General features: G+C 48.2%; 24 protein-coding genes and 1 pseudogene. 17 read left to right on the forward strand and 8 right to left on the reverse strand.

The features are described from left to right. Positions 1–94 precede the first annotated feature (94 nt). Entirely contained in the window at positions 95–3,505 is a 3,411-nt protein-coding gene (galA, locus tag GLV81_RS10835; RefSeq protein WP_157478883.1) for a beta-galactosidase GalA, read from the reverse strand. 154 nt (positions 3,506–3,659) lie between these two features. Here galA and GLV81_RS19395 point away from each other — a divergent pair, with 154 nt between their 5' ends. Both GLV81_RS19395 and GLV81_RS19400 read left to right on the forward strand, forming a co-directional pair. After that, a complete protein-coding gene (locus GLV81_RS19395; RefSeq protein ID WP_197428230.1) occupies positions 3,660–3,965 on the forward strand; it encodes a hypothetical protein in 306 nt (101 codons plus the stop codon). Beyond that, on the forward strand, positions 3,934–4,125 hold the full coding sequence (locus GLV81_RS19400; protein ID WP_197428231.1) for a hypothetical protein: 192 nt from the start codon (positions 3,934–3,936) through the stop codon (positions 4,123–4,125). Before GLV81_RS19395 ends, GLV81_RS19400 begins: the two co-directional genes overlap by 32 nt. Before the next feature lie 207 nt (positions 4,126–4,332). Here GLV81_RS19400 and GLV81_RS10845 read toward each other — a convergent pair whose 3' ends face one another. After that, positions 4,333–5,049, reverse strand: a complete 717-nt coding sequence (locus tag GLV81_RS10845) for an SDR family oxidoreductase (RefSeq protein WP_157478884.1) — start codon at positions 5,047–5,049, stop codon at positions 4,333–4,335. A gap of 68 nt (positions 5,050–5,117) precedes the next feature. Between GLV81_RS10845 and GLV81_RS20345 the strand changes: the two are divergent. The 9 genes and pseudogenes from GLV81_RS20345 to GLV81_RS10880 all read left to right on the forward strand — a co-directional run bounded on the left by GLV81_RS20345 (position 5,118) and on the right by GLV81_RS10880 (position 11,740). Further along, a pseudogene (locus GLV81_RS20345) lies at positions 5,118–6,409 on the forward strand (cryptochrome/photolyase family protein). Continuing rightward, positions 6,402–6,602, forward strand: a complete 201-nt coding sequence (locus tag GLV81_RS19415; protein ID WP_197428234.1) for a hypothetical protein — start codon at positions 6,402–6,404, stop codon at positions 6,600–6,602. Before GLV81_RS20345 ends, GLV81_RS19415 begins: the two are co-directional and overlap by 8 nt. After that, positions 6,592–7,086, forward strand: a complete 495-nt coding sequence (locus tag GLV81_RS10855) for a flavin reductase family protein (protein ID WP_157478885.1) — start codon at positions 6,592–6,594, stop codon at positions 7,084–7,086. The genes GLV81_RS19415 and GLV81_RS10855 overlap by 11 nt, the downstream gene beginning before the upstream one ends. Continuing rightward, on the forward strand, positions 7,061–7,357 hold the full coding sequence (locus GLV81_RS10860; protein ID WP_157478886.1) for a TIGR03643 family protein: 297 nt from the start codon (positions 7,061–7,063) through the stop codon (positions 7,355–7,357). Before GLV81_RS10855 ends, GLV81_RS10860 begins: the two co-directional genes overlap by 26 nt. A gap of 274 nt (positions 7,358–7,631) precedes the next feature. Continuing rightward, positions 7,632–8,246 carry an FAD-binding domain-containing protein gene (locus GLV81_RS19420; protein WP_197428235.1) on the forward strand — a complete coding sequence of 205 codons (615 nt, stop codon included), beginning with the start codon at positions 7,632–7,634 and terminating at the stop codon, positions 8,244–8,246. A gap of 34 nt (positions 8,247–8,280) precedes the next feature. Continuing rightward, positions 8,281–8,736, forward strand: coding sequence for a hypothetical protein (locus GLV81_RS19425; RefSeq protein WP_197428236.1), 456 nt, complete (start codon positions 8,281–8,283; stop codon positions 8,734–8,736). Between the two features lie 49 nt (positions 8,737–8,785). Continuing rightward, complete coding sequence (locus tag GLV81_RS10870; RefSeq protein ID WP_157478887.1) at positions 8,786–9,892, forward strand: mandelate racemase/muconate lactonizing enzyme family protein; 1,107 nt, start codon at positions 8,786–8,788, stop codon at positions 9,890–9,892. A gap of 155 nt (positions 9,893–10,047) precedes the next feature. Continuing rightward, a complete protein-coding gene (locus tag GLV81_RS10875) occupies positions 10,048–10,932 on the forward strand; it encodes a DUF2971 domain-containing protein (RefSeq protein ID WP_157478888.1) in 885 nt (294 codons plus the stop codon). Positions 10,933–11,221: 289 nt separating this feature from the next. Continuing rightward, on the forward strand, positions 11,222–11,740 hold the full coding sequence (locus GLV81_RS10880) for an acyl-CoA thioesterase (RefSeq protein ID WP_157478889.1): 519 nt from the start codon (positions 11,222–11,224) through the stop codon (positions 11,738–11,740). Positions 11,741–11,755: 15 nt separating this feature from the next. Here the strand turns inward: GLV81_RS10880 and GLV81_RS10885 are convergent, their stop codons facing one another. Then, positions 11,756–12,319: a hypothetical protein gene (locus GLV81_RS10885; RefSeq protein WP_157478890.1), complete on the reverse strand. Its 564-nt coding sequence runs from the start codon at positions 12,317–12,319 to the stop codon at positions 11,756–11,758. A gap of 192 nt (positions 12,320–12,511) precedes the next feature. Here GLV81_RS10885 and GLV81_RS10890 point away from each other — a divergent pair, with 192 nt between their 5' ends. Together GLV81_RS10890 and GLV81_RS10895 are read left to right on the forward strand one after the other, a co-directional pair. Then, complete coding sequence (locus tag GLV81_RS10890) at positions 12,512–14,506, forward strand: T9SS type A sorting domain-containing protein (protein WP_157478891.1); 1,995 nt, start codon at positions 12,512–12,514, stop codon at positions 14,504–14,506. A gap of 104 nt (positions 14,507–14,610) precedes the next feature. Then, positions 14,611–17,085 (forward strand): TonB-dependent receptor, encoded by a 2,475-nt coding sequence (locus tag GLV81_RS10895; RefSeq protein ID WP_246185934.1) that lies wholly within the window; start codon positions 14,611–14,613, stop codon positions 17,083–17,085. Positions 17,086–17,206: 121 nt separating this feature from the next. Here GLV81_RS10895 and GLV81_RS19430 read toward each other — a convergent pair whose 3' ends face one another. Genes GLV81_RS19430 through GLV81_RS10905 form a run of 3 tightly spaced genes read right to left on the reverse strand, consistent with a single transcriptional unit; the run spans position 17,207 to position 19,454 of the window. Continuing rightward, positions 17,207–17,497, reverse strand: coding sequence for a YdeI/OmpD-associated family protein (locus GLV81_RS19430; protein WP_197428237.1), 291 nt, complete (start codon positions 17,495–17,497; stop codon positions 17,207–17,209). After that, positions 17,442–17,723, reverse strand: a complete 282-nt coding sequence (locus GLV81_RS19435) for a DUF1905 domain-containing protein (RefSeq protein ID WP_197428238.1) — start codon at positions 17,721–17,723, stop codon at positions 17,442–17,444. The genes GLV81_RS19430 and GLV81_RS19435 overlap by 56 nt, the downstream gene beginning before the upstream one ends. 33 nt (positions 17,724–17,756) lie before the next feature. After that, the gene (locus tag GLV81_RS10905; RefSeq protein ID WP_157478893.1) at positions 17,757–19,454 is read right to left on the reverse strand and encodes an amidohydrolase; all 1,698 of its coding nucleotides are present in this window, start codon (positions 19,452–19,454) and stop codon (positions 17,757–17,759) included. Between the two features lie 123 nt (positions 19,455–19,577). Here GLV81_RS10905 and GLV81_RS10910 point away from each other — a divergent pair, with 123 nt between their 5' ends. Further along, positions 19,578–19,910 carry a cupin domain-containing protein gene (locus tag GLV81_RS10910; protein WP_157478894.1) on the forward strand — a complete coding sequence of 111 codons (333 nt, stop codon included), beginning with the start codon at positions 19,578–19,580 and terminating at the stop codon, positions 19,908–19,910. On the opposite strand, the gene hutI is transcribed toward GLV81_RS10910, so the two are convergent. Further along, positions 19,911–21,152: an imidazolonepropionase gene (gene hutI / locus GLV81_RS10915; RefSeq protein ID WP_157478895.1), complete on the reverse strand. Its 1,242-nt coding sequence runs from the start codon at positions 21,150–21,152 to the stop codon at positions 19,911–19,913. It lies immediately after the preceding gene. Positions 21,153–21,311: 159 nt separating this feature from the next. On the opposite strand from hutI, the gene GLV81_RS10920 reads away from it, so the two are divergent. Genes GLV81_RS10920 through GLV81_RS10930 form a run of 3 tightly spaced genes read left to right on the forward strand, consistent with a single transcriptional unit; the run spans position 21,312 to position 24,973 of the window. Further along, a complete protein-coding gene (locus GLV81_RS10920) occupies positions 21,312–22,820 on the forward strand; it encodes an N-acyl-D-amino-acid deacylase family protein (protein ID WP_157478896.1) in 1,509 nt (502 codons plus the stop codon). An 18-nt stretch (positions 22,821–22,838) separates the two neighbouring features. After that, complete coding sequence (locus tag GLV81_RS10925) at positions 22,839–23,903, forward strand: N-acetyltransferase DgcN family protein (RefSeq protein WP_157478897.1); 1,065 nt, start codon at positions 22,839–22,841, stop codon at positions 23,901–23,903. 2 nt (positions 23,904–23,905) lie between these two features. Then, positions 23,906–24,973: a mandelate racemase/muconate lactonizing enzyme family protein gene (locus GLV81_RS10930; RefSeq protein WP_157478898.1), complete on the forward strand. Its 1,068-nt coding sequence runs from the start codon at positions 23,906–23,908 to the stop codon at positions 24,971–24,973. 6 nt (positions 24,974–24,979) lie between these two features. On the opposite strand, the gene GLV81_RS10935 is transcribed toward GLV81_RS10930, so the two are convergent. Then, on the reverse strand, positions 24,980–25,639 hold the full coding sequence (locus GLV81_RS10935; protein ID WP_197428239.1) for an START domain-containing protein: 660 nt from the start codon (positions 25,637–25,639) through the stop codon (positions 24,980–24,982). Positions 25,640–25,726 lie beyond the last annotated feature (87 nt).

Below are 25,726 nucleotides of genomic sequence, written 5' to 3' on the forward strand. Positions count from 1 at the left end.
AAAACATGAGTTACGATACTGCACAGGCCAGGAAGCCTGCACAAGGTCAGCGGTAATCCTAAATCATCTGCGATAATCCGCGTCCCGTTTGCATTTACTGCAAATACTCCTTCGCCATTACATCATACAATTCCAACAGTTGATTGCTTTGGCCTTTGTCGTCGAAAAACTTTTCCCAGGTGCTGAGCGGTTCCCAAATGCAAGTGCCCTTGCCCCTGCCACCGGGCACAGAAAATGCCAGCTTGTTCACCTCCGTTTTTCGGTGCGAATATTCCACCACCATCACATCTTTCTGAAACTGCTTCGACAGCAATGCCAGGCTGTTTTCCAAATCGCTGAGCGTACCATGCCAGCGTGGATAGTATGACAATCCAATCACATCAAAATGAACACCACGGCGTTGCATTTCCTGCACAAAAAAAGCGGCTTCATCGTATTGGCCACCGAGTGCCACATGCATCATCATGATGGTATTAGGTGCTACTGTTTTTACCGCCGCTGTGCCAGCCATCAGCAACTGCGCCAGGCTATCCGGGTGTTGAATATTGCCTTCGGGCCACACAATACCATGATTGATTTCGTTGCCCACCTGCACCATATCGGGCAACGTGTTTTGGGCTTTCAATGCTTCCATCACAGTTTTGGTGTAGTTGTACAAAGAGGTTTGCAACGTGCTAAAATCCTGTCCTTTCCATGCCGCAGGTTTGTATTGTTTGCCGGGATCAGCCCAATAATCACTGTAATGAAAATCGAGCAGGAGTTGCAGACCCGCTGCCTTCACCCGCTTGGCCATGGCCAGTGTATTTTTTAAATCGCAAAAGCCTTGTTGGGGAGAATATCCGCCTTCATTAGCTGGCTCATTAAAAACACGTAGCCGTACATAGTTAATCCCATGATCTTTCAAAATAGCAATGGCATCTTTCTCCACGCCTTTGTCGCTAAAACGCATACCCTTGGCTTCCAACTCTGGCAAAAAAGAAATATCAGCCCCCAACATTTTCCCCACAGGAACGGGCTTTTTCATCTCGGCAGTCAATGGATATTTTGCTGCATTGGTGACCACTGCTACAGATGCCGGCGCAACGGTTACGATGTCGGTGCCGCCAGCATAAATACCTGCAGCGCTAGCTTCAAACTTAATCATGCCCGCTTCGCCGGTAGACTGCAGCAATACCTGACATTTACCATTGAACAACCGGCGCTGCCACATTCCATCGGCGCATTTGTCGGGCTCATGACTGCTGGGGTCGCCATTGCCTACGCCAATAATTTTGCCCGGCCCCGTAATGCTGAACCGAATTAAATTATCAGCCGTTGGAATATCGCGGCCCTGTGCATCCTGCACCGAAATATTGATGACTGCCACATCTTTGCCATCGGCCAACATGGTTGTTTTGTATGGCGTTACTACTACATCAACAGGGCTGCCAGTGGTTTCTTGTTTTGCCGTCAGGATGCGTCCTTTTTTGTAGCCAATGGCCTTGAGTGTGCCGGGCTCAAAAGGCACTTGCCATTGCAAATGCGAATTCCGTTCCATCACTTTTCTGCCGAGGCTTTTGTCGTTCAAAAACAACTCCACACTATCGGCATTTGAGTTCACCCACACATCCACCAGTTTTTTGGGCTTGCCCCATTCGTTGTGGTGGTTCCAGTGTGGCGAAATGTGCAGCACATCTTTATCGGTCCACCAACTTTGGTAGTAATAGTAAATGTTTTTGGGGAAGCCACACACATCCATCACCCCGAAATGCGAATTGATATTGGGCCATTCGTAAGGTGTGGGTTCACCACGATAATCGAAGCCCGTCCAAATGAAACCACCCAGCCAGAAATCGTTGCTGGCAGCGAGTTTCCACCATTCTTCGGCACGGCTGGCCCACCACGGTGCAGTAATATCCTGATCGGGCACATACCCCCGAATGCTGTCTTTTACATATTCACCACGAGTGGTAACGGTGCTACCCATTTCCGTACCAATAATGGGCTGATTGGGATGGTCGCGGTGATAATCGGCCACGGCAAACTGCCGGTAGTTGAAGCCCCGCACCGGTATCACTTCATTGACACCCTTGAATGTATTGGGCAAATCGGCTGCATAAGTACATGTACGTGTCGGGTCGAGGATTTTCATTTTTTCCAACAAGGATAGGGCTATGCGTTTACCAAATGGGTTGGTTTGAATCCAGCCTTCTTCATTGCCAATCGACCACATAAAAACCGATGCCCTGCTTCGATCCCGTTTTACTAAACGGGTAAGCTGGTCTACATATTCGGGGCTGCTGTTGAGCAAGCGTTGCTCATTCATCACCAGCATGCCGAGGCTATCGCAGGCATCGAGCAGTTCGGGCGTGGGTACATGGTGGCTGGTACGGTAGGCATTAGAGCCCATTTGCTTGAGCAAACCAATACGGTAATACTGCAGATAATCAGGCAAGGCGCTTCCCACACCCGCATGGTCCTGGTGATTATTGGTGCCCAAGAGTTTTACATGCTGACCATTTACAAATACACCGTTGGGTTTCACCTCAATGTGTCGTACACCAAAGCGAATGGTTCTGTCATCAATCAATTGTCCGTTATGCTCAACAATGTATTGAATGCGGTACAAATAAGGATCATCCAACGACCAGCGACGTACCGTAGGCAAGGCAATGCTTTGTGTGACATTCACTTCACCTGTAGCCGGAACGGTTACCAATTGCGGTTTGCTTTTCGCTACAATCCGGCCATCTCTTTCTTTAATAATACTGGTAACGGTTACAGTATTGCTGCTGGCCGAATGCTGCTGCAAAGTGCCCTGTACATGCACGGTAGCTTTATTATTGGCAAATGTTGACCACGCATAAATGCCATCCTGTGCTACATGTATGGGCGACATTTTATGCAGCCACACATGACGATAAATGCCAGCGCCTTCATAAAACCAACCTTCGTATTGGGTAGCATCTACCCGCACCACAATTGTGTTGGGTTTGTCGAACTGTACATAATCGGTAATGTCGTACGACACACCTACATAGCCGCTCTGGTTGTTGCCCACAAAAAAACCGTTTACCCAAATATTCGCATCTCTGAAAATGCCATCAAACTCCAGCACCAGTCTTTTTGCTGAGTCGGCTTTATTAACGGTAAACTGCTTGCGGTACCAGCCAATGCTGGTTTCGGGAAACAAACCACCCACAGGTTTAAAGCCATGCTGGATGACATCAAAATTTGAAGACTTTGTAAAAGGTAACTCTACCGCCCAATCATGCGGCAGGTTGAGGGTACGCCAACTGCTATCGTTGAATTTTGGATCGATGGCCGTTTTTGCAGTAGCACCAGACTTTGCAAAAATGTTGGCAATGCCATAATTGAAATCCTTTTCAGGATTGCCGGCATGGCCGAAATGAAATTTCCATTGATCGTCGAGCAATTGCTTTTCATACAGCTGCGCAAAGCCTGTACTCAACCCACACACAAACAAGAGCAACAACAAATGCCTATAAAAAAATGACGCTTTCATACCTAAGGTTTGGATGCTTGTAAACGAATGCGCCAAATTAACGAACATCCTGCCGCTGAAATCCTATTGTATGTCAGTTTTGCGTCAGTAAGAAATGGATGAGCGGAGCAGCAACATCAGCAATGCTGCCTACTTTGGCGGCAAACATTGGCAAATGAAAGTTTTACTGCTCTCCATTGGCCTGCTTTTTGGCGGGCAAACGCTGCAGGCGCAACCCACAGACTTGCCCGCTTATAAGCCGGAAAATATTGCACTCTACAAAACAGTGGTAGCCCTCGACAGTACTTTTTTCATGCCTACAATACCTGCGGTATGGCCACCATGGCCGATATGTTTGATGAAGACATTGAATTTTACCACGACCGTGGCGGCCTCTCTACTTCTAAAAAGATTTGCTGCAAGCGTTGCAAAACAACATTTGCAACAAAGTGACCCGAATCCTCATCCCAGGCACTATTGAGGTGTACGAAATTCCCGGTTACGGCGCTATTGAAATGGGCTGGCACAAATTCTTCAACAAACAAGAACCCAATGCCCCGCAGCATGCTTCCAAGTTTGTACAAATCTGGAAAAATACCAACGGCAAGTGGACGCTGGCAAGAGTGGTGAGCTTGCACTAGTGCAAGGGAAATAAGAAATATCGAATAAGGAATAAGAAATAAATAAGTTGGGAAAATGATGAATTGGGAATGATGAATGCAAAAGAATAGAGGCCCATTAAGTTTTAAAAAAACTTCGTGAGCCTATGTACATTCCTCTTGTACCTCCGTGGTTCAAATCTCTTCGTGCTCCTTGCGCCTCCTTCGTGTCTTCGTGGTTCAAAAAAATTAGATGGCCTGATGATTAAACGGCTGCAACACCATTTCACTCACCACGCCACTGGCAGGCTGCTGTGCCAAAAACCAAATCGCCTTCGCTGCTTCTTCTTCCCGAATCATCTTGTCCCGCTGCACCCGTAGGTCGATGTTATCCCAGAATGCAGAATCGACGCCACCCATGAAAATATTGGTGATGCGAATCTCTGTCCGCTTCAATTCTTCCCGAATGCTTTGCAGCATGCCTGTGAGGCCATATTTACTGGCGCTGTAGGCCGCAGCACCTGCCATCGGGACTTTGCCGAGTACGCCGGGGATGTTAATAATGAGTCCTTTTTTCTGTTCTTTCATGGCAGGTAAAAAATGCTTGAGCAACAAAAAGGGCCCAAACAAATTCGTTTGTAGCGTCAGCTGAAACTCTTGTGCCGAAAGGCTTTCCATAGGTTTGATGATGCCAATGCCGGAGAGAATCACCAACACATCCACAGCAGGTATTTGTGCTTGTACGCCGGCTGCCAATGCGGCTACGCTTTCTTCACTGGTGACATCTACGGTAAACAAACGCTGTGCAGGCACTTGCAACTGCTGGCCCACGGCATGAAGTTTTGCAGCATTGCGGCCAGCCAAAAAAAGCTGTGCACCACTCCCCTGCATCAGCCGGGCTGTTTGTGCACCAATGCCACCCGTTGCACCCACAATCAACACATTTTTACCTTTCAAACTTTCCATGAAAAAACATTTGCCACTAACAACAATAGGCCACACAGTTTGTTGTTATGCTCAGCAAAAAAATCTTCATGCAGTCTATTTCATTGGTTTTGCCCCATCAGTTGTTTCAGCAGCATCCGGCGCTGCAAGCAGGCAGACCCGTAGTGCTGATTGAAGAGTTTTTGTTTTTTAAGCAATACGCTTTTCACCAGCAAAAAATAGCGCTGCACCGGGCCAGCATGCAATTTTATCAGCACTGGTTACTCCAGCAGGGCTATACCATAAAAGAATATATTGAAGCCACTGATGAACGCTGCGATATCAGGAAATGCATGGCGTATTTGGCCACACAACAGGTAAGCGAAATACATCTCTGTGATGTAACGGATGATTGGTTGCGCCGCCGCATTACAACGGCTGCAGCCGAACACCAAATTGCCTTAGTTTGGTATACCAATCCCAACTTCATTACCCCATTGCCGCTGGCAAAAGATTTTTTCAGCAAAAAGAAAACTTACTTCCAAACGGACTTTTACATCTGGCAACGAAAGCGGTTGAACCTGTTGCTGGATGCGCAGCAAAACCATTGGGCGGCCAGTGGACTTTTGATGCTGACAACCGCGAAAAATTTCCTAAGAATGCAGTGGCTCCAATAGTGAAGTGGCCAGCCAGCAATATCTGGTACAGCGAAGCGAAGCAATATGTGAGCACTCATTTCGCCGACCACTATGGTGAGTTAAGCTCACTGCATTACCCCTGCACTTTTGCAGAAGCCGAAGCATGGCTGCAGCAATTTTTGGCGGAACGCTTTTCGCAGTTTGGTGTGTATGAAGATGCCATGGTGCAGCGGGAAAATATTTTGCACCATAGTGTGCTGACGCCCATGCTCAACATTGGTTTGCTGCAACCACAGCAGGTCCTGGATGCTACCTTGCAATACGCCAGTAATCATAACATTTCGCTCAACAGCCTCGAAGGTTTTGTGCGGCAAATAGTGGGCTGGCGGGAGTTTATCCGCATCGTGTATGAGTTGGAAGGCCGGCAACAACGAACCCGTAACTATTGGGGATTTACGCGGAAAATTCCGGAGCGTTTTTGGACAGGAACCATCGGCATCCACCCCATTGATGTAGTGATTAAAAAAACATTACAAACCGGCTACAACCACCACATAGAACGGCTGATGGTATTGGGCAATTTCTTTTTGCTCTGCGAGTTCGACCCCAATGAAGTGTACCGCTGGTTTATGGAAATGTATGTAGATGCGTACGATTGGGTGATGGTACCCAACGTGTATGGCATGACGCAGTTTGCCGACGGCGGCCTCATGACCACCAAGCCTTACATCAGCGGCAGCAATTACCTCCCTAAAAATGGGTGATTGGAACAAAGGCGAATGGCAACCCATCTGGGATGCACTCTTCTGGCGTTTCATGCATGTACACCGCAGCTTTTTTACCCAAAACCCAAGGCTGGGCATGCTGGTAAAAACCTTTGATAAAATGAGTGCCGATAAGCAACAACAACATTTACAAACTGCTGAACAATTTTTACAAAGTCTCGATGCCCGATAACCAACTATCCCGCAAAAAACCATGGAACCGGGTAAACCTTCCCGTGTATTCTGTGAGCAGCATGGGCCACAAACCCAACATGCACATTTGCACTTATGTGAGTGCCGTGAGCATGCAGCCCAAACGTATGATGGTGGCCATTTACTACGGCACACAAACCATCGGGAACATTGAGCATACACCGCGGTTTGTATTGCAACTATTGAATGAAACGCAGTACAGACTGGTGAATCAGCTCGGTAAGCAATCGGGCAAAAACATTGACAAGATTGGCCGCTTACAAAAGCGAAAACTATTGACAGAATGGAACGGCTATTACATTTTGCAAGAGGCGCTGGCTGTGATGGAACTACATGTACTGCAGCAGATAGACGCCGGCGATCATTGCATGATGCTCTGCGATGTAACGGCCTACAAAAACCTCAACAACGGAAACGTATTAACGACAAACTACCTGCATGAAAAAGGCATCATCCGCATATAGTCAGCTCACAGCTAACGACATCGACCGCATTGTTGAAATGGGTTGGGAAGACCGCACACCATTTGAAGCCATCGAGCTGCAATTTGGCTTGAATGAAGCAGCCGTTATTGAGCTGATGCGCCAGCAAATGAAACCCTCCAGTTTTCGCATGTGGCGCAAACGCATGCAGGGCCGCTCCACCAAACATGCCAGCCTCCGCAGCGCTGCCGTCACCCGTTTCAAATGCAGCCGACAAAGAAGCATTAGTATGAATAAAATCAGCAAGCGATGAGCAATTTGGAAATGTGTCAATTTGAAAATTTGGAAATGGAATACGCATTGGTTGATTAGTTAATTGGTTGATTGGTTAATTAGTTAAATACAAAACGCTTCGTGCTCCTTGTTCATTATTCGTGCCTTCATGGTTTAATACTAAAACGCAAACCTTGCAAACTGCAAACTATTAAACTCTTCGTGTTCCTTGTGCCTCCTTCGAGCTTTCGTGGTTCAAACAAAAAACACTGTGTTCCTCTGTGCTAAACTCCCATCCCTCTCTGGTAAAAAATATGAAAAACTTCCCAACCGACTACGCCAGCATTCTCCAACGCATTGATGCTGTAGATCCTGTTCGCTATGGCAAAACCCGCAACTATATCAACGGGGCCGTGTCTTACTTATCGCCGTATTTCAGTCGCGGTGTGATTAGTACCCGCCAGGTGTACGATGCCTTTGTGGCCAAGGGATACAGCTTGTACCAAATGGAAAAATGGGTAAGCGAACTGGCGTGGCGGGATTATTTTCAGCAGGTATGGAAGCACCAGGGCGATGGTATTTTTACTGATATTAAACAACCGCAACCCGATGTGCAATTCCGTCATTTGCCGGCCGCACTGGCCAATGCCAACACCGGCATTGAAGCGATAGATGAAGGCCTGCAGCAATTGCAACAAACCGGCTACATGCACAATCATTTACGAATGTACACGGCAAGTGTCATTTGCAATATTGGCCGCTGTCATTGGAGCCAACCTGCAGCGTGGTTATACTACCATTTACTCGATGGTGACCTCGCCAGCAACCATAGCAGCTGGCAGTGGGTAGCGGGTAGTTTCAGCAGCAAAAAATACTATTGCAATCAGGAAAACATCAACAAGTATACAGGCAGGTACCCAACGCCGTAGCTACCTCGATACCAGCTACGACCAGCTACCTGATATGCATGTTCCTGCAGCATTGCAAACAGCAGCCAACATTATGCTGCAAACCGTTCTTCCGGCTATGGCACCTGTACAGATTGATGCATCGCTCCCCACACTTTTGTACAACAGCTACAACCTCGATCCGCAGTGGCGCAGTCAGCAACCGGCCAACAGAATTTTATTGCTGGAACCATCGCATTTTGTAGAGTACCCCGTGAGTGAAAAAGTGCTGCAATTCATCCTTGATTTGTCGAAGAATATTCCGGGCATACAAGTATTTACAGGTGAGTTGTACGACTTGTACCAGCAACACAATTTGTCAGCTACAGCACATTCATTTTACAGCAAAGAGCATCCGGCATTTACCCACTACCCCGGCCAAAAAGATGCCCGTGACTGGCTGGCGCCACAAGTGCAGGGTTATTTTCCCAGTTTTTTTAATTATTGGAAAAAGGTATCGCGGCATTTGTAACCCTTGCCAGCCCGCAGGAATGCTGCATATTGCAGACTCAATTTCACGTATGCGTATTACTGCCATTGATATTTACCGCTATTCCATTCGCATGGAGCCGTTTACCATTGCTACCGGCACCATGACTTTTGCGCAAAACATGCTGCTGTACATCCACACCAGCGAAGGCCTCACAGGTGTGGGCGAATGCTCTGCCTTTCCCATGATAGCCGGCGAAACGCAAAGCACCTGTTTTGTGCTGGCCAAAGATTTTGCCAACATCTGGATGGGAAAAGATGCCCGTGATATTGCGGGTCGTATGCAGGAGCTCGACTACTATATTGCCGGCAACCATACGGCCAAGAGTGCTTTCGACATGGCACTGTACGACCTTGCCGCCAAAGCAGCGAACATGCCGCTGTATCAATACCTCGGTGGCAGTTACCGTGAAATAGAAAGTGACCTCACCATTGGCATTGGCACAGCCGAAGCCATGGCTGCCAAAGCGGTAGACTACGTGCAACGCATGAAGGCCAATGTGCTGAAAATAAAACTCGGTAAAAATCCTGCGGAAGATATTCAACGCATGCAGGCCATTCGTCTGGCAGTAGGCCCGCATATCGGACTACGGATTGATGCCAACCAGGGCTGGGATTTTGAAGCGGCCGTTTTTGCCCTCACCGGCATGGAAGAATTGAACGTGCAGTTTTGTGAACAGCCCATGCCCAAATTGCTCGACGACAAAATGCCATCGCTGCGGCGCATCAGCAAGATTAAAATTATGGCCGATGAAAGTGTGTTCTCGCATCACGATGCAGAACGCCTCATCCGCAACAATGCCTGCGATTATATCAACATCAAACTGAGCAAGGCCGGTGGCATACACGAAGCGCTGCGCATTCACGACGTATGCCAGCGGGGCAATATCCCGAATATGCTGGGCGGTATGCTCGAAAGCCGGCTGGCTGTTTCGGCCAAAGCGCATTTGGCCCTCGCCTGCCCCAACATTCAATTCTTTGATTTGGACACCAGCCTGATGGGCCACCTGGAAGACCCCGTGCTGGGCGGTGTGCAATACAACGGCATGGTCATCAGTACTCCGCAAACACCCGGCATTGGCGCCGATGTAGACCCGGCATTTTTGCAGCAATGCGAAAAGGTTAGAGTGGAGAGTTGATGATGTGAAAAGGCTGAAAATGAAAGATTTTCATCAAAAACTCATACTTCACAAATTGAGTTCCAATTATTGATATATCCTTTTAATTAAAGTACCCAATAGAGTGATTTAAACGAAGGCTGTGTATATTTAATTTGTCAATTAGCCGCTTCGATATGGATTTGAAAAATCAGGAATTGTTCCTAAATAAAGTGTTGAATGAATATCGAGAAATTTTGAATAAGTATTATCCAAAACTAATAGTTAACACTGGGTATTCTGGACCTCAAATCCATGCAAAAATCTCAAGCTCTTTCAAAGACTATAATGAGACTCCTTTTTACTATAAAGGGCCGCTTAAGTTTGTCCACTGGACAAGTTTAAGCAATCTTTCTTCTATTATAAATAACAATGAAATTAGGCTGTATAATCTCATTAATTCTGAAGATCAAGAAGAGTTCTCCTATGCTGGCCAATTATTATCTCTATCAGAAAGACAGATTAACACCATAAAAGACAAATATTACACTGCCTCATTTTGCAGATTAGAAAATCTGGAGGACAATTACCTATGGAAAAAATATGGTCGTGACTTCTCTGGTGTAGCAATTGTATTCTCACTAACTGATAACCGAGATGAATGGGAAAACATTATTCTTTCAGATGTTTACTATGAACTAGACCCAACTTTTAAAAAACTACAGGAAGAGTTAAAAGAACTCATTTCTAGGTATAACAATATACCAACTCTCATGAATGATATTTGGCGATTTGCAGGATACTTTAAACGCCAGGATTTCAAACCTGAAAAGGAAGTTCGACTATCCTACATATTCCCATTTGATTATGATTCCGATTATTTAAGATATGTAAGAAAAGAGTTGAAAATTGATAAGGGAAGAAATCGAATTGTTAGCTATATCCCTTTAAAACTATGGACTGATCCAGCTGCTTCTTATTTTAAGACCTTGGATATACCCTCTCTAACTACAGACTCATTTACTTTAAGCAAATCAGGTTTACCTCAAATAAAAATCGAAGCAATTTACATTGGAGATTAATGTGGCCTAGACCCAAAAGAATATTGGCAATTACATTCTGAACTAAAGGAAATATTTCAATGGCGACTTGGTTATTCAATTGAGCTACCAGAAAATATGTATCCTAATGGATAATTAAATGTTTTCGGCGCAGCTAATGTCGCTATCTCAAATGGGATCTAGTAGTTACAGCAGATAACACCCACAACGGCGACTCCAAATCGGCCTTCTCCTATCAGACATCGTACATCAGACATCCGAAATCAGAAATCAGCCATCAGAAATCCTCCCCTGCCTTTACCTTCGCGGCATGAACGCAAAAAAAGTATCTGACAGCATTAACCACATGAACGAACTGGTGTTGCCCAACGACACCAACACTTTTGGCAACCTCATGGGCGGCCGACTGATGTACTGGATGGACATTGCCGCCGCTTACTGCGCCAGCAAGCACTGCAATACTCCGGTTGTCACCGCTTCGGTCGATAATATTTCTTTCAAAAACCCCATCAAGCTGGGCCACTACGTACACATTGAAGCCAAGGTAACCCGGGCTTTCAATACCAGTATGGAAATACACCTGAAAGTGTGGGGCGAAGACACCCTGCACCAGTTTAAGTACGAGAGCAACGAAGCCTATTTCACCTTCGTATCCCTCGACCCCAACGACCGTCCCCGCACCGTGCCGGAGGTAATACCCGAAACGGAAGCAGAAAAAGAACTGTACGATGGTGCCCTGCGCCGCCGCCAACTGCGCCTCATCCTCGGTGGAAAAATGAAACCCGATGATGCTACCGAACTCAAAGCCTTGTTCAACGGCAAAGGATAAAACAAAAAGCGACTCTTATGCGAGTCGCTTTTTTTGTTCGTCATCTATCAGTTTAAACAAATTTTCCGGCGTGTACTTGCGCCAGTCCGTTCGCTCCTGCAGTTCTACGTAATAGTTGAGTTTGAGTTTCCTGAAATCGTGCTGGCTGCTCTGCGGCATGTTCAGGCACACAATCCAGCCACTTTCATCGGCTACATTTTCAAACCAGTCTTCGTAGTAATCGGCCTCGCTGCTGTGAAAGTTGAGTACGTTTTCAGCAATCAGCAAAAACTTGTGGATGCCTTCGTGCATGAAATGATCGACCACTTCGCGGCGCAGCGTCATGATGTCGTTTTCAATAGCATCGTTCCATTCACCAATCAGTTCGATGATCACAAAACCCTTGCGGTAGTTGGCATACAGCACTTTCAGAAAAAGCGTTTTGCTGCCCATATCATCCCACTGCGGATGAATGTAAAAATTGTACACCGTGGTGGAGTACTCAAAATGGCTATGGTCTACCCCGTAAAAAGGACTCCGTTCATCCTCCTCACTCACATACATATCACGCCAACGGTAAAATGGTTCCAGGTCCTGCATAATTGCGGTTGTAGGCTTTGCGTACAAGAAAGCGGCAAAAGTACAGGCCCGCTGGCATAGGCCACACAATTGCTGTACCTTTAACAGGCAAAAAAACGGCGAATCCACACAGCAGCCTGCTTTGTTGGCAATTACTACAGCACATCCCGTTCCCATGCCAATATTTTGCAATATCAAGGTACAATTTGGGGTATGAGAAAATGGCTGACTTTATTATGCTTTTTGGGCATGCACAACATGCTGCTGGCACAGTGGGACAATGATCCCACCACGGCATCTACACGGGTGGTAACCAATGCTGCCAATCAAAGCAAACCCTATGTAATACCCGATGGTGTTGGTGGCACCATTGTCGTGTGGGAAGATTACCGCCACGGCACTTCTCCCGACATCTATTATGATTTGATTGATGTGAACGGCGTTCCCGATTGGTCTTTGGGTGGCACATATGCCGGCAAAAAGCTTTGCAGTACCACCAAGGCCCGGAGCATCAACCGCGTCATTAGCGATGGTGATGGCGGTTTCTTTATTGTATTCGACGAAATAAACGGTGCCTACTACGATGTGCTGGCGCAAAAAGTAAGCAATACCGGCGCTGTACTGTGGGGTGCCAACGGCGTGGTGGTGAGCAATGCTGCCAACGACCAATACGAAGCCGATCTGGCGCCGGATGGTGTGGGTGGCATTTTTGTAACCTGGCTCGATTTGCGCAACGATCCCTCCAATGCCGATGCCAGCCAAACCTATGCCCAACGCATCTTGAGTAATGGTACAGCCGCCTGGACCGCCAACGGCATTCAGGTAAATGCCAACGTATCAAAGCCCATGGGCATTATTGCTGATAATTTGGGTGGCGCCATCATTGCCATGATGGATGCCCGCAACAGTGCCATCAATGGAAACGGCGCTTTCACCAACTGGGATATTTATGCGCAACGCCTCAACAGCAGCGGTGCTTTGCAGTGGGGAACAGGAACGGTTATTTGCAATCAAACCAGTAATCAGTTTCGGGAAACCATACGCCCCGGCGGTTCCATGGTTAGCGACAATGTGGGTGGTGCCATTATCAGCTGGAGCGATTATCGCAATGATGCCAACAACGGCTTGAGCTTTCCCTACCGGGCAGATTTTTATGCGCAGCGGGTCAATAACAGCGGCATAGTGCAGTGGGCTGCCAACGGGGTGTCCATATGTAACACTACCGGTGCCGATTTGTACAATACACTCATGGTACCAGATGGTGCCGGCGGTGTTTTAGCTGCCTGGTACGACCTGCGCAATTCACCCCTCGGCGCCATTTATGTGCAACGCCTTACCCCTGCCGGTGCTACGCAATATGCCAGCAATGGCATTGCAGTGGTGAGTGGTCAATCGCACATCATCAACTATGGTTTGTCGGAAGATGGCGTAGGCAATGCCATCATTGCCTACGATACCCAAAACGACCGCATATTCGGGTATCGTTTTTTGGTGGCCACTGGCTTGCCGGTGAGTGGTGGCAGTGTAGCCATTTGCAACCGCAGCAGCGTTTCAGTTAACCCCGGAGTGGCAGCCGATGCCAATGGCGATATTTACATTGCCTGGGAAGATTACCGCAATAATCTTGCAGAATCTGATGTGTATGCCTACAAATTGCCGAGCAGTGCATTATTGCCATTGCGCCTCCTATCGTTTGGCGGACAAATTACCAGCAGCAATACGCACAGGTTACAGTGGCAATACACAGGTGCCGAAGATGTACGTCGCTTTGAATTGCAGCACAGCACGAATGGACGAGATTTTACAACTTTGGCCAGCATCAACAATACACAGCGGGAAGGCCAACTGCAATATGTAGTGACGCAGCCGCATGCAAATGCCTACTATCAACTAGCCTGGCAAAATGCGCAGGGCCAGTGGCAATACAGCGCCATTTTGCAGTTGCAACAACAGCAACCAACCGCCATGCGCATTTACCCCAATCCGGTACAGCAACAATTGCAAGTTTCTTTGTTGGCGAATAATACGGCAGATGCAACCATTCGCATACGAGCTGCCAATGGCCAACTGCTGCTGCAAGAAAAGCGTAGCCTGTTGCAGGGCCGTCAGGTGTTGAGTGTGGATGTAGCGGCATTGCCAGCTGGGCAATATTTTGCAGAAGTATGGCTGCAGCAACAACGCACCGTGTTGCCATTTACCAAACAATAACAACGCAGCCATACGGGCAAAATGATTGTGCGGCAAACCACCGTTCTTTCCTAATTTCCCGCAGTATTTCACCGCACATGTACAAGTCATCCTTCGTTGTTTTTTTGCTCCTGTTTTTTTGCGGGCCATTGCTGGCACAGCAAGCCAGTATTGCCGGCAAAATCATGAATGAAAAAGCAGAACCCATGGCTGGCGTTAGTGTGGTGGTACTGGGCAATACCAGCGGCGTTACCAGCAACGACAGTGGCCGCTTTGTCATCAATGTGCGTTCGGGTAGGGCCATTGCATTGGTATTTTCTTATGCAGGATATCAAACACAACAATTGCGTTTTTTGCTCAATCCCGGTGAGCAGGAAAACATTTTTGTACGCATGGAGCCCGGCCGTAGCGAACTGACGCCGGTAGAAGTGACCAGCAAAAAAGACCGTCGTGAAGCTGGTCTTGTCAGCATCAATCCAAAGTTCATTACGCAAAACCCATCGCCCATTACCGGCGTGGAAAGCATGATTAAGGTATTGGTGGGTAGCAACAACGAGCTGAGCAGCCAGTACAATGTACGTGGTGGCAGCTACGATGAAAACCTCATTTATGTAAATGATTTTGAGGTGTTCAAACCTTACCTCATTCGCAATGGCCAGCAGGAAGGATTGAGCTTCATCAATCCGGAATTGGTTCGCAATGTCAATTTCTACAACGGTGGTTTTCAGGCTCGCTATGGCGATAAAATGAGTAGTGTGCTGGATGTGCAATACAAAAAGCCAACGGCCTTCAAAGGCAGTGCCTACGTGGGTTTGCTGGAGCAGGGCCTGCATGCAGAAGGCACCGCTGCTAAAAGCAAAGTGACTTATCTGTTGGGCGTACGCAACCGCAACCTGCGCAACCTGCTGAGTGCTCAGGAAACCAAGGGCAATTACCAACCTTCGAGCAATGATCTGCAGGCTGTGATCAGCTATGCCCCCAATAAAAAATGGCAGCTCGACATGGTGGGCAACCTCAGCAGTACCCGCTTCGATTTGGAACCGCAGGAAAGCCAGCAAACGACCTCTGTATTTACGTCGCAGTTTGCCGCCAACCTCGGCCTCGATATTTTCTTTACCGGAAAAGAAGTAGACAAATACAATACCCGCATGTTAGGCCTCTCGGCTACGCATCAGGTAAATGACAAGTTGAAACTGAAAGGCATGCTCTCCTACTTCAACAACAAGGAAGCAGAGAACATCAACATTGCCGGCAGCTACCTTTTTGGTGAACGGGATTTCGACAAAGCCTCATCTACATTTGGACTCATTGCCAATCCGCTGGGTGCCGGTGTGTTTCTCAACTATGCCCGAAACGAGCTGGATGTACAAGTACTCAACGCTACGCTGAAAGGCAGCTACGACAAGGGCCAACACTACTGGCAGTTTGGCCACAGTGTGGAACGCAATACCATCACCGATGCGCTGAATGAATTTGAATACCAGGACAGCGCCGGTTATAGTTTGCCCAACAATGCCGGACCATTGCTGGTGTTTCGCAACCTCAAAGGCGACGCAACCATTGAAGCCTGGCGTATGAATGGTTATGTTCAAGACAACATTGCGTTTAAGAAAAACAATGGGCTGAATCTGCAAGCCGGCTTGCGTTACAATTACAACAACCTCAACAATGAGTTGCTACTCTCTCCACGGGTGGGCGTAAGCTACACACCGCTGCAGTGGAAGCGGGATGTGATTTTTAAAGGCAGTGCGGGCCTGTATCATCAGCCGCCGTTTTACCGCGAAATGCGCCGCCCCGATGGCAGTGTGAATACCGATTTGAAAGCACAACGTAGCTGGCAGGTTAGCGGTGGTTTGGATTATGCTTTCAAAATGATGCAACGCCCTTTCCGGCTGAGTGCAGAGGCGTACTACAAAAACATGTGGAATGTAGTGACCTACGATATTGATAACGTAAGGCTGCGTTATGCTGGCGAAAACAATGCCAAGGCATATGCCTATGGTGTGGAAGGTCGCTTGTTTGGCGAATTGGTAAAAGATGCGGAGAGCTGGCTGAGTGTGGGTTTCATGAAATCGATGGAAAACATTGATGGCGATTTTTACCACGACTATTACAACCGCAACGGCGAACTCATTACTGCCAATACACAAGACCAAGTTGCCACCGATAGCACCCGCATGGATGTAGGCTGGCTGCGCCGCCCTACTGACCGCCGCATTAACATCGGCTTATTTTTCAGCGATTACCTTACCACCAACAAAAACTTTCGGGTGCATACACAACTCTTGTATGGCAGCAATTTGCCGTACAATATTCCCGGTAGTGTACGCTACCGAAATGCGTTGGAAATTCCTTCTTATTTCAGGGTAGACATGGGATTTAGCTACCTGCTGGTGGGTGGCGATAAAAGCCTGCGCCGCAGCCACGATCCGTTCCGCAATATCGAAAGCATGTTGCTGAGTCTGGAAGTGTTTAACCTGCTCGACCGGGCCAACACCATCAGTTACGCCCTCATCAAAGACTTTGACAACAACAGCTTCGCCATCCCCAACCGCCTGACACCAAGATTGGTGAATATCAAACTCACGGTACGTTGGTAGATTTTTGGATGTCTGATATACGATGTCTGATTTTTTGGACATCTTCTCACCCTTCCTTATTCCTTATTTTCTATTCCTTATTTCTTATTCTCCCCCATCGTACTTCGTACCTCTTAGTTCATCATTTTCTCTCCCTTCCCCATCGTATCATCGTGCCATAATCCATTTTTCGTTTCAGTCCTTCCACCGCTTGTACCAGGCGTTTGGTGCGGGTGGCATCGGTTTTGGCATCGTCTATCCACTTGCTGAAATACTTGCGGTGCGAAGCCGCCAGCGATTGAAAAAAGGCCAATGCTTCGGGCTCATCTTCGAGGCAGGCCAGCAGGTCGGCGGCAATGGTCAGCTCCGTGTCATCTTTACTCAACCGCACTTGAATAGTGGCGCCAACTGGTTGTTGCAGTTGTTTGCGCATGGCCGCATTCACGGGCAAAATCAAATCCCCCTTCGCCCATGGGCATGAGGGCCACTTGTGCAATAGGTACTTCATTGAGAAAGCCTTTCACCCGATAGCCTTTGCGATCGGTGCTATGTAGTTGCAATGAAATTGCTTCTGGCACTACAATGTAGGTCCAGCCAGTCTTTTCGCCCATTTGCTGAAAGCGCTGCAACACTGCAGTAAAAGTGACTTGAGTTTTCATCAATACAAAGTGTGTGGTGTAAGATCGGGATGCTTATTTGCCAAACAGCACTTTGCCACCCACAATGGTTTTGAGCACTTTGGTTTGCAAAATGGCACTATCGCTGCAACTAAGCAAGTTGTTGCTGAGCAATACAAAATCAGCATACTTGCCCACTTCAATGCTGCCCTTGTCTTTCTCTTCAAACTGTGCTTTGGCATTAGCCATGGTGTAGCTGTAGATGGCTTCTTCGCGGCTCATTTTTTGCTCGGGATAAAACGTGCTGCCATCTTTCAACTGGCGGGTAACACTGGCAAAAAAGTTGGGAATAGGATCGGCATCTTCCACAGGCACATCGGTGCCATTGTTCACCAACACGCCTGCTTGCATAAAAGCCTTCCACATATACGCACCGGTGCGGCTACGTTCTTCACCCAATCGCTTGGGCACAAATGGTGCATCGCTGGTGCAATGGATGCCCTGCATGCTGGCAATGATGTTCCATTCTTTGAAGCGGCCAATTTCGCTGGGGTGTACATGCTGTGCATGCTCTACCCGCCAACGGTGGTCTTTGCTTTTGTCTTTCTGAATTTGCTCCGCAAAAATGTTGACCGTTTCGCGGTTGGCTTTGTCGCCAATGGCATGCACACACAACTGGATGTTTTTCTGCCACGCAAAATCAGCAATGGCTTTCAGTGAGTCCATGTTGAACGTGTTTTGTCCCGTGAAGTTTTTGCGGTCGCTGTACGATTCCAGCAACCAGGCACCATAGCTGCCCAAGGCACCATCCAGCGAAACTTTAATCGCATTCATCGTCAGGTGTCCATTGCCTTCGTTGATGATGGGAAACACATCAGCATTGGCCCGCAAAGAAGCGTTGCCATCCCGAATCATCATCCAGTGGCGCAGTTGCAGTTTGTTTTGCTGTGCCATCTCTTTCATCCAGCGGATTTGCTCAAACGATGAACCGGCATCTACAAAAGAAGTGATGCCCTTCTTCAAACAATCAGCTTCAGCCAACTCCATACCTGCCCACCACTTGGCTTTGCGTTCGGCTTCAGTTTGTTGGTTTACATAATCGCCATACACTTTGCGCACCAGGCCCATGGCTGTTTCTTCAAGCACACCTACCAGGCGACCCGAAGGATCTTTTACAATATCGCCACCCGTTGGATTGGGCGTGGCTGAAGTGATACCCGCCAGCGCTAACGCTTTTGCATTGACGTACAAAGAATGACCACTGGCATGCGTCAGAATCACCGGATTGTTGGGCGATACCTTGCTCAATGCATCGTGGTAAGGATAACCGAGGTATTGCTCGGTAGGTTTGTTAGTCCATTTTTCCTGATGCCAGCCGCGGCCCACAATCCATTCGCCGGGCTTGGCTTTGGCAGCGGCTGCTGCCACCTTGGCTACTATTTCATCATAGCCACTCACGTGCATCAAATTGATGTCACGCAAAAAATCGCCGAGGTTGTGAATGTGTCCATGTCCTTCAATAAAACCGGGCATCAAAAAAGCACCTTTGGCATCTAGCACTTCCGTGTTGCTGCCAATCCATGCGGCCACATCCGCATCGCTGCCTACAAACACAATGCGGCCGTCTTTTACCGCTACGGACTGCGCTTTGCTGCGGGCACTGTCTACGGTGTATACATCGGCGTGTTGAATGACCAGGTCGGCCTTGGGCGATTGGCTACAGGCAATGGCCATTACTGCCAGCAAACAAATGGTGGAGAGCTTCTGCAACATGGATTTGATTTTTGGAAAGATAATGGCTTAAGACGCTAAAATGTTCGGCAACCATTTGGAATCGCAATTGATGCGTCCATGAATGAAAAGTCGTAATTTGTACTTAGACCAAAACGAAAGGCCATGCACGTATCTGTTAGCAAGGCGCTGGAATTGCTCCGCCATTCAGGACAATTGTTTACCGAAGTATTTCGCCATGGCAGTATGACAGCTGAAATTTACAAACCACAGCGTGTCGACTTTCAACAACCGCACAACCGCGATGAAATGTATGTGGTGATTGCGGGCCACGGTGAATTTTACAATGGCGGAAACACTGTGCCATTCGGCCCCGGCGATTACCTGTTTGTAAAAGCCGGTGTGGAGCATCGTTTTCTCAACTTCAGCGAAGATTTTTGCACCTGGGTTTTCTTCTACGGCCCCGATGGTGGCGAAGAAGAACCACCCGTTTTTTAATTAGACCGGCAGGCCATTTATATACACTTGTTCAATGTGCTGTTCGCCAAAGGCGTAAGCCATAAAATCCACGCCACTCATGGGTTTGGTGAGCAAGAGATTCGCCCGTTTGCCTACGGCAATACTGCCCACTTCCTCTTCCAGTTGCAATGCAAATGCCGCATTAATAGTCATGGCATTGATGGCTTCTGCCGGCGTCATTTTCATTTGAATACAAGCCAGTGCCAGCACCCACTGCATGTAGCCGCTGGGCGATGAACCGGGATTGTAATCGCTGGCCAAAGCCAAGGCCGCACCAGCGGCAATGAGCTGCCTTGCTGGTGGATATGGCAATCGCAAAAAGAACGCCGCCGTTGGCAACATGGTGCCAATGGTATTGGAGCCGGCGAGTGTTTGAATGGCTGCTTCATCCATGCATTCCAAGTGATCGGCGCTAAGCGCATTCACCGCCACGGCAGCCTGCACCCCACCCGATACCTGCAATTGATTTACATGCAACTTGGCAGGCATCCACAATGCGGCGGCTGCCCTTGCTATGCGGATGGTTTCTTCGGGAGTAAAAAAACCAGCTTCGCAAAAGACATCTACAAAATCGGCCAATCCTTCATCGGCTACTTTGGGCAACCAATGTTGTATCAACGCATCTACAAAAGCATCGCGGTTGTCGGCAAAGTTTTTGGGCAATGCATGCGCCCCTAAAAAAGTGGCTTTGATGGGAATGGGCGCTGTTTGCTTTAAGCGTTGTATCACCCGCAGCATTTTCAGTTCGGCTTCCAGTGTGAGGCCATAACCACTTTTGATTTCAATAGCGGTGGTGCCTGTTTTCATCAAAGCTTGCAGGCGTTGCCATGCTGCTTCATACAAAGCATCTTCGCTGGCAGCCTGCACTTTGGCAGCCGTGCTGTGGATACCACCGCCAGCTGCTGCAATGGCCGCATAACTGGCACCTTGCAACTTGAGCACAAACTCTGCTTCCCGGGTGCCGGCAAATACCAAATGCGTATGGCTGTCGACAAAGCCCGGCAACAATAACCTGCCGGCAGCATCAATGATATTGCTGGCTTCGTGCAGCATATCGGTGGTTACCTCCGACATGGCACCAAAGCTGGCAATGCGACCATCCACCACTTGCAGGTAGGCATTTTCCAACAGCGGCAGTTGGCCCAAAGCCTCGCCCCGCAAGGGTTGCGCCGGTTGCTGCACACCCACCAGCTGGCGTATATTGATAAACAATTGCTTCATGTATTACTGCATTCCTCTCTTGTAGAATGCTTCAAACTTACGGTTTCTCGGTTTCCTTTACCCAAGCATTTCGGGTGTTGGCCAAGCAAGAATGGCTATCGGGTAAAAGCATTTTTTCTACGCAAGGTTCTCCTTTAACTTTCGCCAAATTCAAACGCTATGTGGCGTATCTTTTTTTCGATGATGCTGATTGCTTCGGCAAACATTTCAGCAGCACAACAGTCAACCCTCATTCAGCAGGTGCTGATAGCTGATGGCAGCGGCAAACCCATGTACAAAGGCTCGGTACGCATTGCGGGCAATCGCATTGTGGCCGTGGGTTCAATCAAGGCATTGCCCGGCGAAAACATTGTACAAGGTAATGGACAAATTTTAGCACCGGGCTTTATTGATACGCATAGTCATTTGTATGGCTACCTTGATGAAGCACCTGAAGCATTGGCAGCATTGAATCAAGGCGTTACCACCATCATAACCGGGCAAGATGGTGAAAGTGATTGGATAGACAGCATCAAAGCACAACTGGCAAAACGTCCCGTAGCGGTGAACGTGGCTACTTACACCGGTCAAACCAGCCTGAGGGAAATAGCCATGGGTGCCAACGATATTTACCGCAGCAGTACTGCAAAAGAACTCAGCACCATGCAGCAAAAACTACAGCAAGAATTGCAGCAAGGCTCGTTGGGATTAAGCACCGGACTCGAATACGAAGGTTCTTTTTACAGCCATCCCGATGAAGTAGTGGCGCTGGCCAAAACAACTGCACAGTACGGCGGCCGTTACATGAGCCATATCCGCAGTGAAGACATACACATGGATGCTGCCATTGATGAAATTCTCAAAATTGGTCAGCAGACCAATATTCCGGTGCAGATTTCACACATTAAAATTGCGTTGAAAGACAAATGGGGCACCGCTCCTGCCCTGCTGCGCAAACTCGATTCTGCCCGCAAAGCCGGCATCATGGTTACCGCCGATTGCTACCCGTATGATTTTTGGAACAGCACCATCCGGGTATTGTTTCCCAACAAAGATTTTAACAGTCTGGCTGCAGCTACCTACGCTACCGAACATTTGTTCGACCCTGCAGGCAGTGTGATGGTTCGTTATGCGCCCCACAAAAACTATGTGGGCAAAACGGTAGCCGAGATTGCCCAGCTGCGCAAAGAGACTGCCGCACAAACCCTGCTGTACATGGTGGCCGCTGCAGATAGTTTCCGCAAGGCCAACCCCGATGCCGGCGGTGTAGAAACCATCATGGGTAAATCGATGTATGAAAAAGACATTGCCGATTTTATGCAGTGGCCATACACCAACATGTGCAGCGATGGTGGCAATGGCGGCCATCCGAGAGGCTATGGCAGTTTTACCAGAATACTGCATCAATACGTAACCGTGCAAAAAGTATTGAGCTGGGAATTGGCCATTCATAAAATGACGGCACTGGCAGCACAACAAACCGGCATACAACAACGTGGCCGTATTGCTGTCGGCTATTTTGCAGACCTCGTATTGATAGATCCAACCACTGTAAAAGACAATGCCAGCATTGCCAACCCCAAGGCGCTGAGCAATGGCATACAAAGCGTTTGGGTAAATGGTGTACTGGCCTATCAACAACTGCAACACACCGGAAAGTTTCCCGGCGTTTTTGTTTCCCGATTGTAAACATTTGATCTTTCCAGCATGACAAACATTGCTTCTCTTCCTACAGCCATAGTACTCACCGATGGCATGCTTCACGAATCGGATGCTAAAACTGCACATGGCCTTATTCGTGGTACAGAGCGTTTTCACATTGCAGCCATTATTGATGCCACACATGCCGGTAAAGACGCCGGCGAAGTGCTCGATGGACAACACCGCAACATACCTGTGTTGCCCGATGTACAAACAGCACTGGCACAAATACCCGACATCCAGTTTTGCATCATTGGTATTGCTACGGTAGGTGGCATTTTACCGGCACATTTCAAACCCATTTTGCATAGCTGTTTGGAGCATGGCATTTCATTAGTGAATGGCCTTCACGACTACCTGAATGATATGCCTGACATGCAAGAGCTGGCAGCAAAACATGGTACTCAACTCATCGACATTCGCAAGCCCAAACGCCGGCAGGATTTGCATTTTTGGGATGCTTCGATTTTTGAAGTAACCGCTCCTATTGTAGCTGTCATTGGCACCGACTGTGCATTGGGCAAAAGAACGACCTGCAGATTGCTGCTGCAAGCCTGCCAGCAATCCAACATAAATGCGCAGATGATTTACACCGGACAAACAGGATGGCTGCAAGGCGGTAAATATGGTTTCATTTTCGATTCTACCCTCAACGATTTTATCAGTGGTGAACTTGAACATGCCATCACCAGCTGCTGGAAAGAAACCGGTGCCGACATCATTTTCATTGAAGGGCAAAGTGCCCTGCGCAATCCCAGTGGTCCTTGTGGTTCGGAAATGCTGGTATCGGGCAATGCCAAGCATGTGGTGCTGGTGCATGCGCCCAAACGCACTTACTATGATCGCCTGCCGCATTGGGGTGCTATTCATTCTCTGGAGTCGGAAGTGGCCTTGATTGCTGCCTATGGTGCTAAGGTGATAGCCATTGCCTTGAATACCGAACATTGCAGCACCGAAGAAGCGTTTGCCTTTCAGCAGCAGTACGAGCAGGCGCTGGGCATACCGGTACTGCTGCCACTACAGGAAGGCGTACAAAAAGCATTGCCCATTCTTCAATCACTCATTGCATAGCCATGAACATTACCCGTATACAAGCCCGTTTGGAAAAGTTGCCGCTCAAGGTTCCTTATACCATTGCCTACAAAACCATTACCGATACAGAAATTGTATTTCTGGAAATAACGCTGAGCAATGGCATTACAGGCATTGGTGCGGCCAATCCGTTTGAAGAAGTGGTGGGCGAAACACCGGCGCAAACATTGCACAATTTGCAGCAGGATTTTCTGCAGCAATTTTTGGGCAGAGATATCCGGCGCTTCCGGTCGATGATTGCTGAAGCCAGCATACAATACGCCCATCAGCCAGGCACCATTGCAGCTATTGACTTGGCCCTGCACGATGCCTTCGGCAAATACCTCGGCATTCCCATTGTTGATTTTTACGGCCGCAAACACCGGCAGCTACCCACTTCTGTTACCATCGGCATTCAATCGGTAGCCGACACCTTACACATGGCCAAAGACCTGACGCAACAAGGCTTTACAGTATTGAAAGTAAAAACAGGATTGTCGGTAGCAGAAGACGCAGAACGCATCATCAAACTGCGGGAGCAATGTGGCACCGACATGAGAATTCGGGTGGATGCCAACCAAGGATATACCTTGGATATGCTGCGTCATTTTTTGGAACAAACAGTAGCAGCGAATGTGGAGTTGATAGAACAACCATTACCCGTAGGGCAAGATGCACAGTTGAATGCTTTGCCCATTGTACAACGGTCGCAGCTCTGTGCCGATGAATCGCTGACGGATGTGCATACTGCGTGGCGGTTGAGTCATCCGCCTGCACCCTACGGCATTTACAATATCAAGCTCATGAAATGTGGGGGAATACTGCCAGCACTTGATATTGCCAACATTGCCGCCACGGCGGGCATTCGTTTGTTTTGGGGTTGTAATGATGAGAGCTTGGCCAGCATAGCCGGCGCCCTGCACGTAGCTTACAGCTGCCCGCATACCCGCTACCTCGATTTGGATGGCAGCTTCGACCTCAGCCGCGATTTTGTACACGGCGGTTTCAAGTTGTTCAACGGACAAATGCTGCTGAGTGATCAACCGGGATTGGGAATTGAGTGGGAATGAAAATGCTCACTCCACAATAAACGGAATCTTCACATTGGCATACGCTGGCTTGTCTACCTGGCGCTGCAGGCTGCGGAACGATTCAAAAGGCCCTTCATACGAAAACATATTGACGATGCCAGCGGGCAGGCTGCCTCCGGGGTCAACTTGTAGCACATACTCTACACGTACTTTACCGGCACCTGCAGGCGAAATCGTCCACTTACCCGCCGAATGCTGTATGCGGACCAATCCTTTTTTCTCCGGTGTAAAAGTGGGCTGGTTTTCGGCCAGCACCGTAATCACTTTTGTTTGCGGGTTTTGCGACATCGAAATGCGAATGGCAAAATCACGGTTGCTGGCCGGCCAGGGCATTTCTATTTCGGCATAGTAGTACACCACCTGTGGCGATTCCTGCTTGAGTATGCTGCAGGTTTTAGTACCATACACCCACTCCGGCGTTTTCATCACATCCAGCAATACGGCTGCTACTTTCGTCAGCGTAGTGTTGAGCACCGTTACTGTTTTTACAATCTTAAACGGCGAACCTTCCTTGGTTTGCATGTATACCTGTACGCCATCTTCATCTTTCTTGAGTTTCCAGGCATCTTGTGCTTGTGCAAACTGGACAGCAGCCAGCAGAACCAGCAGCAGTACAAAGCGTTGTATAGAAGTAACTATTTGCATGATGAAAAGGTAACAGCCCGGCGCAGCAATTGTTGCGACTTTTGTCATGCTTTTGCCTGATGTACAAAAAAAGCCGGCTACCTGTAG

It is taken from the genome of Phnomibacter ginsenosidimutans, from assembly GCF_009740285.1.
Lineage (GTDB): Bacteria > Bacteroidota > Bacteroidia > Chitinophagales > Chitinophagaceae > Phnomibacter > Phnomibacter ginsenosidimutans.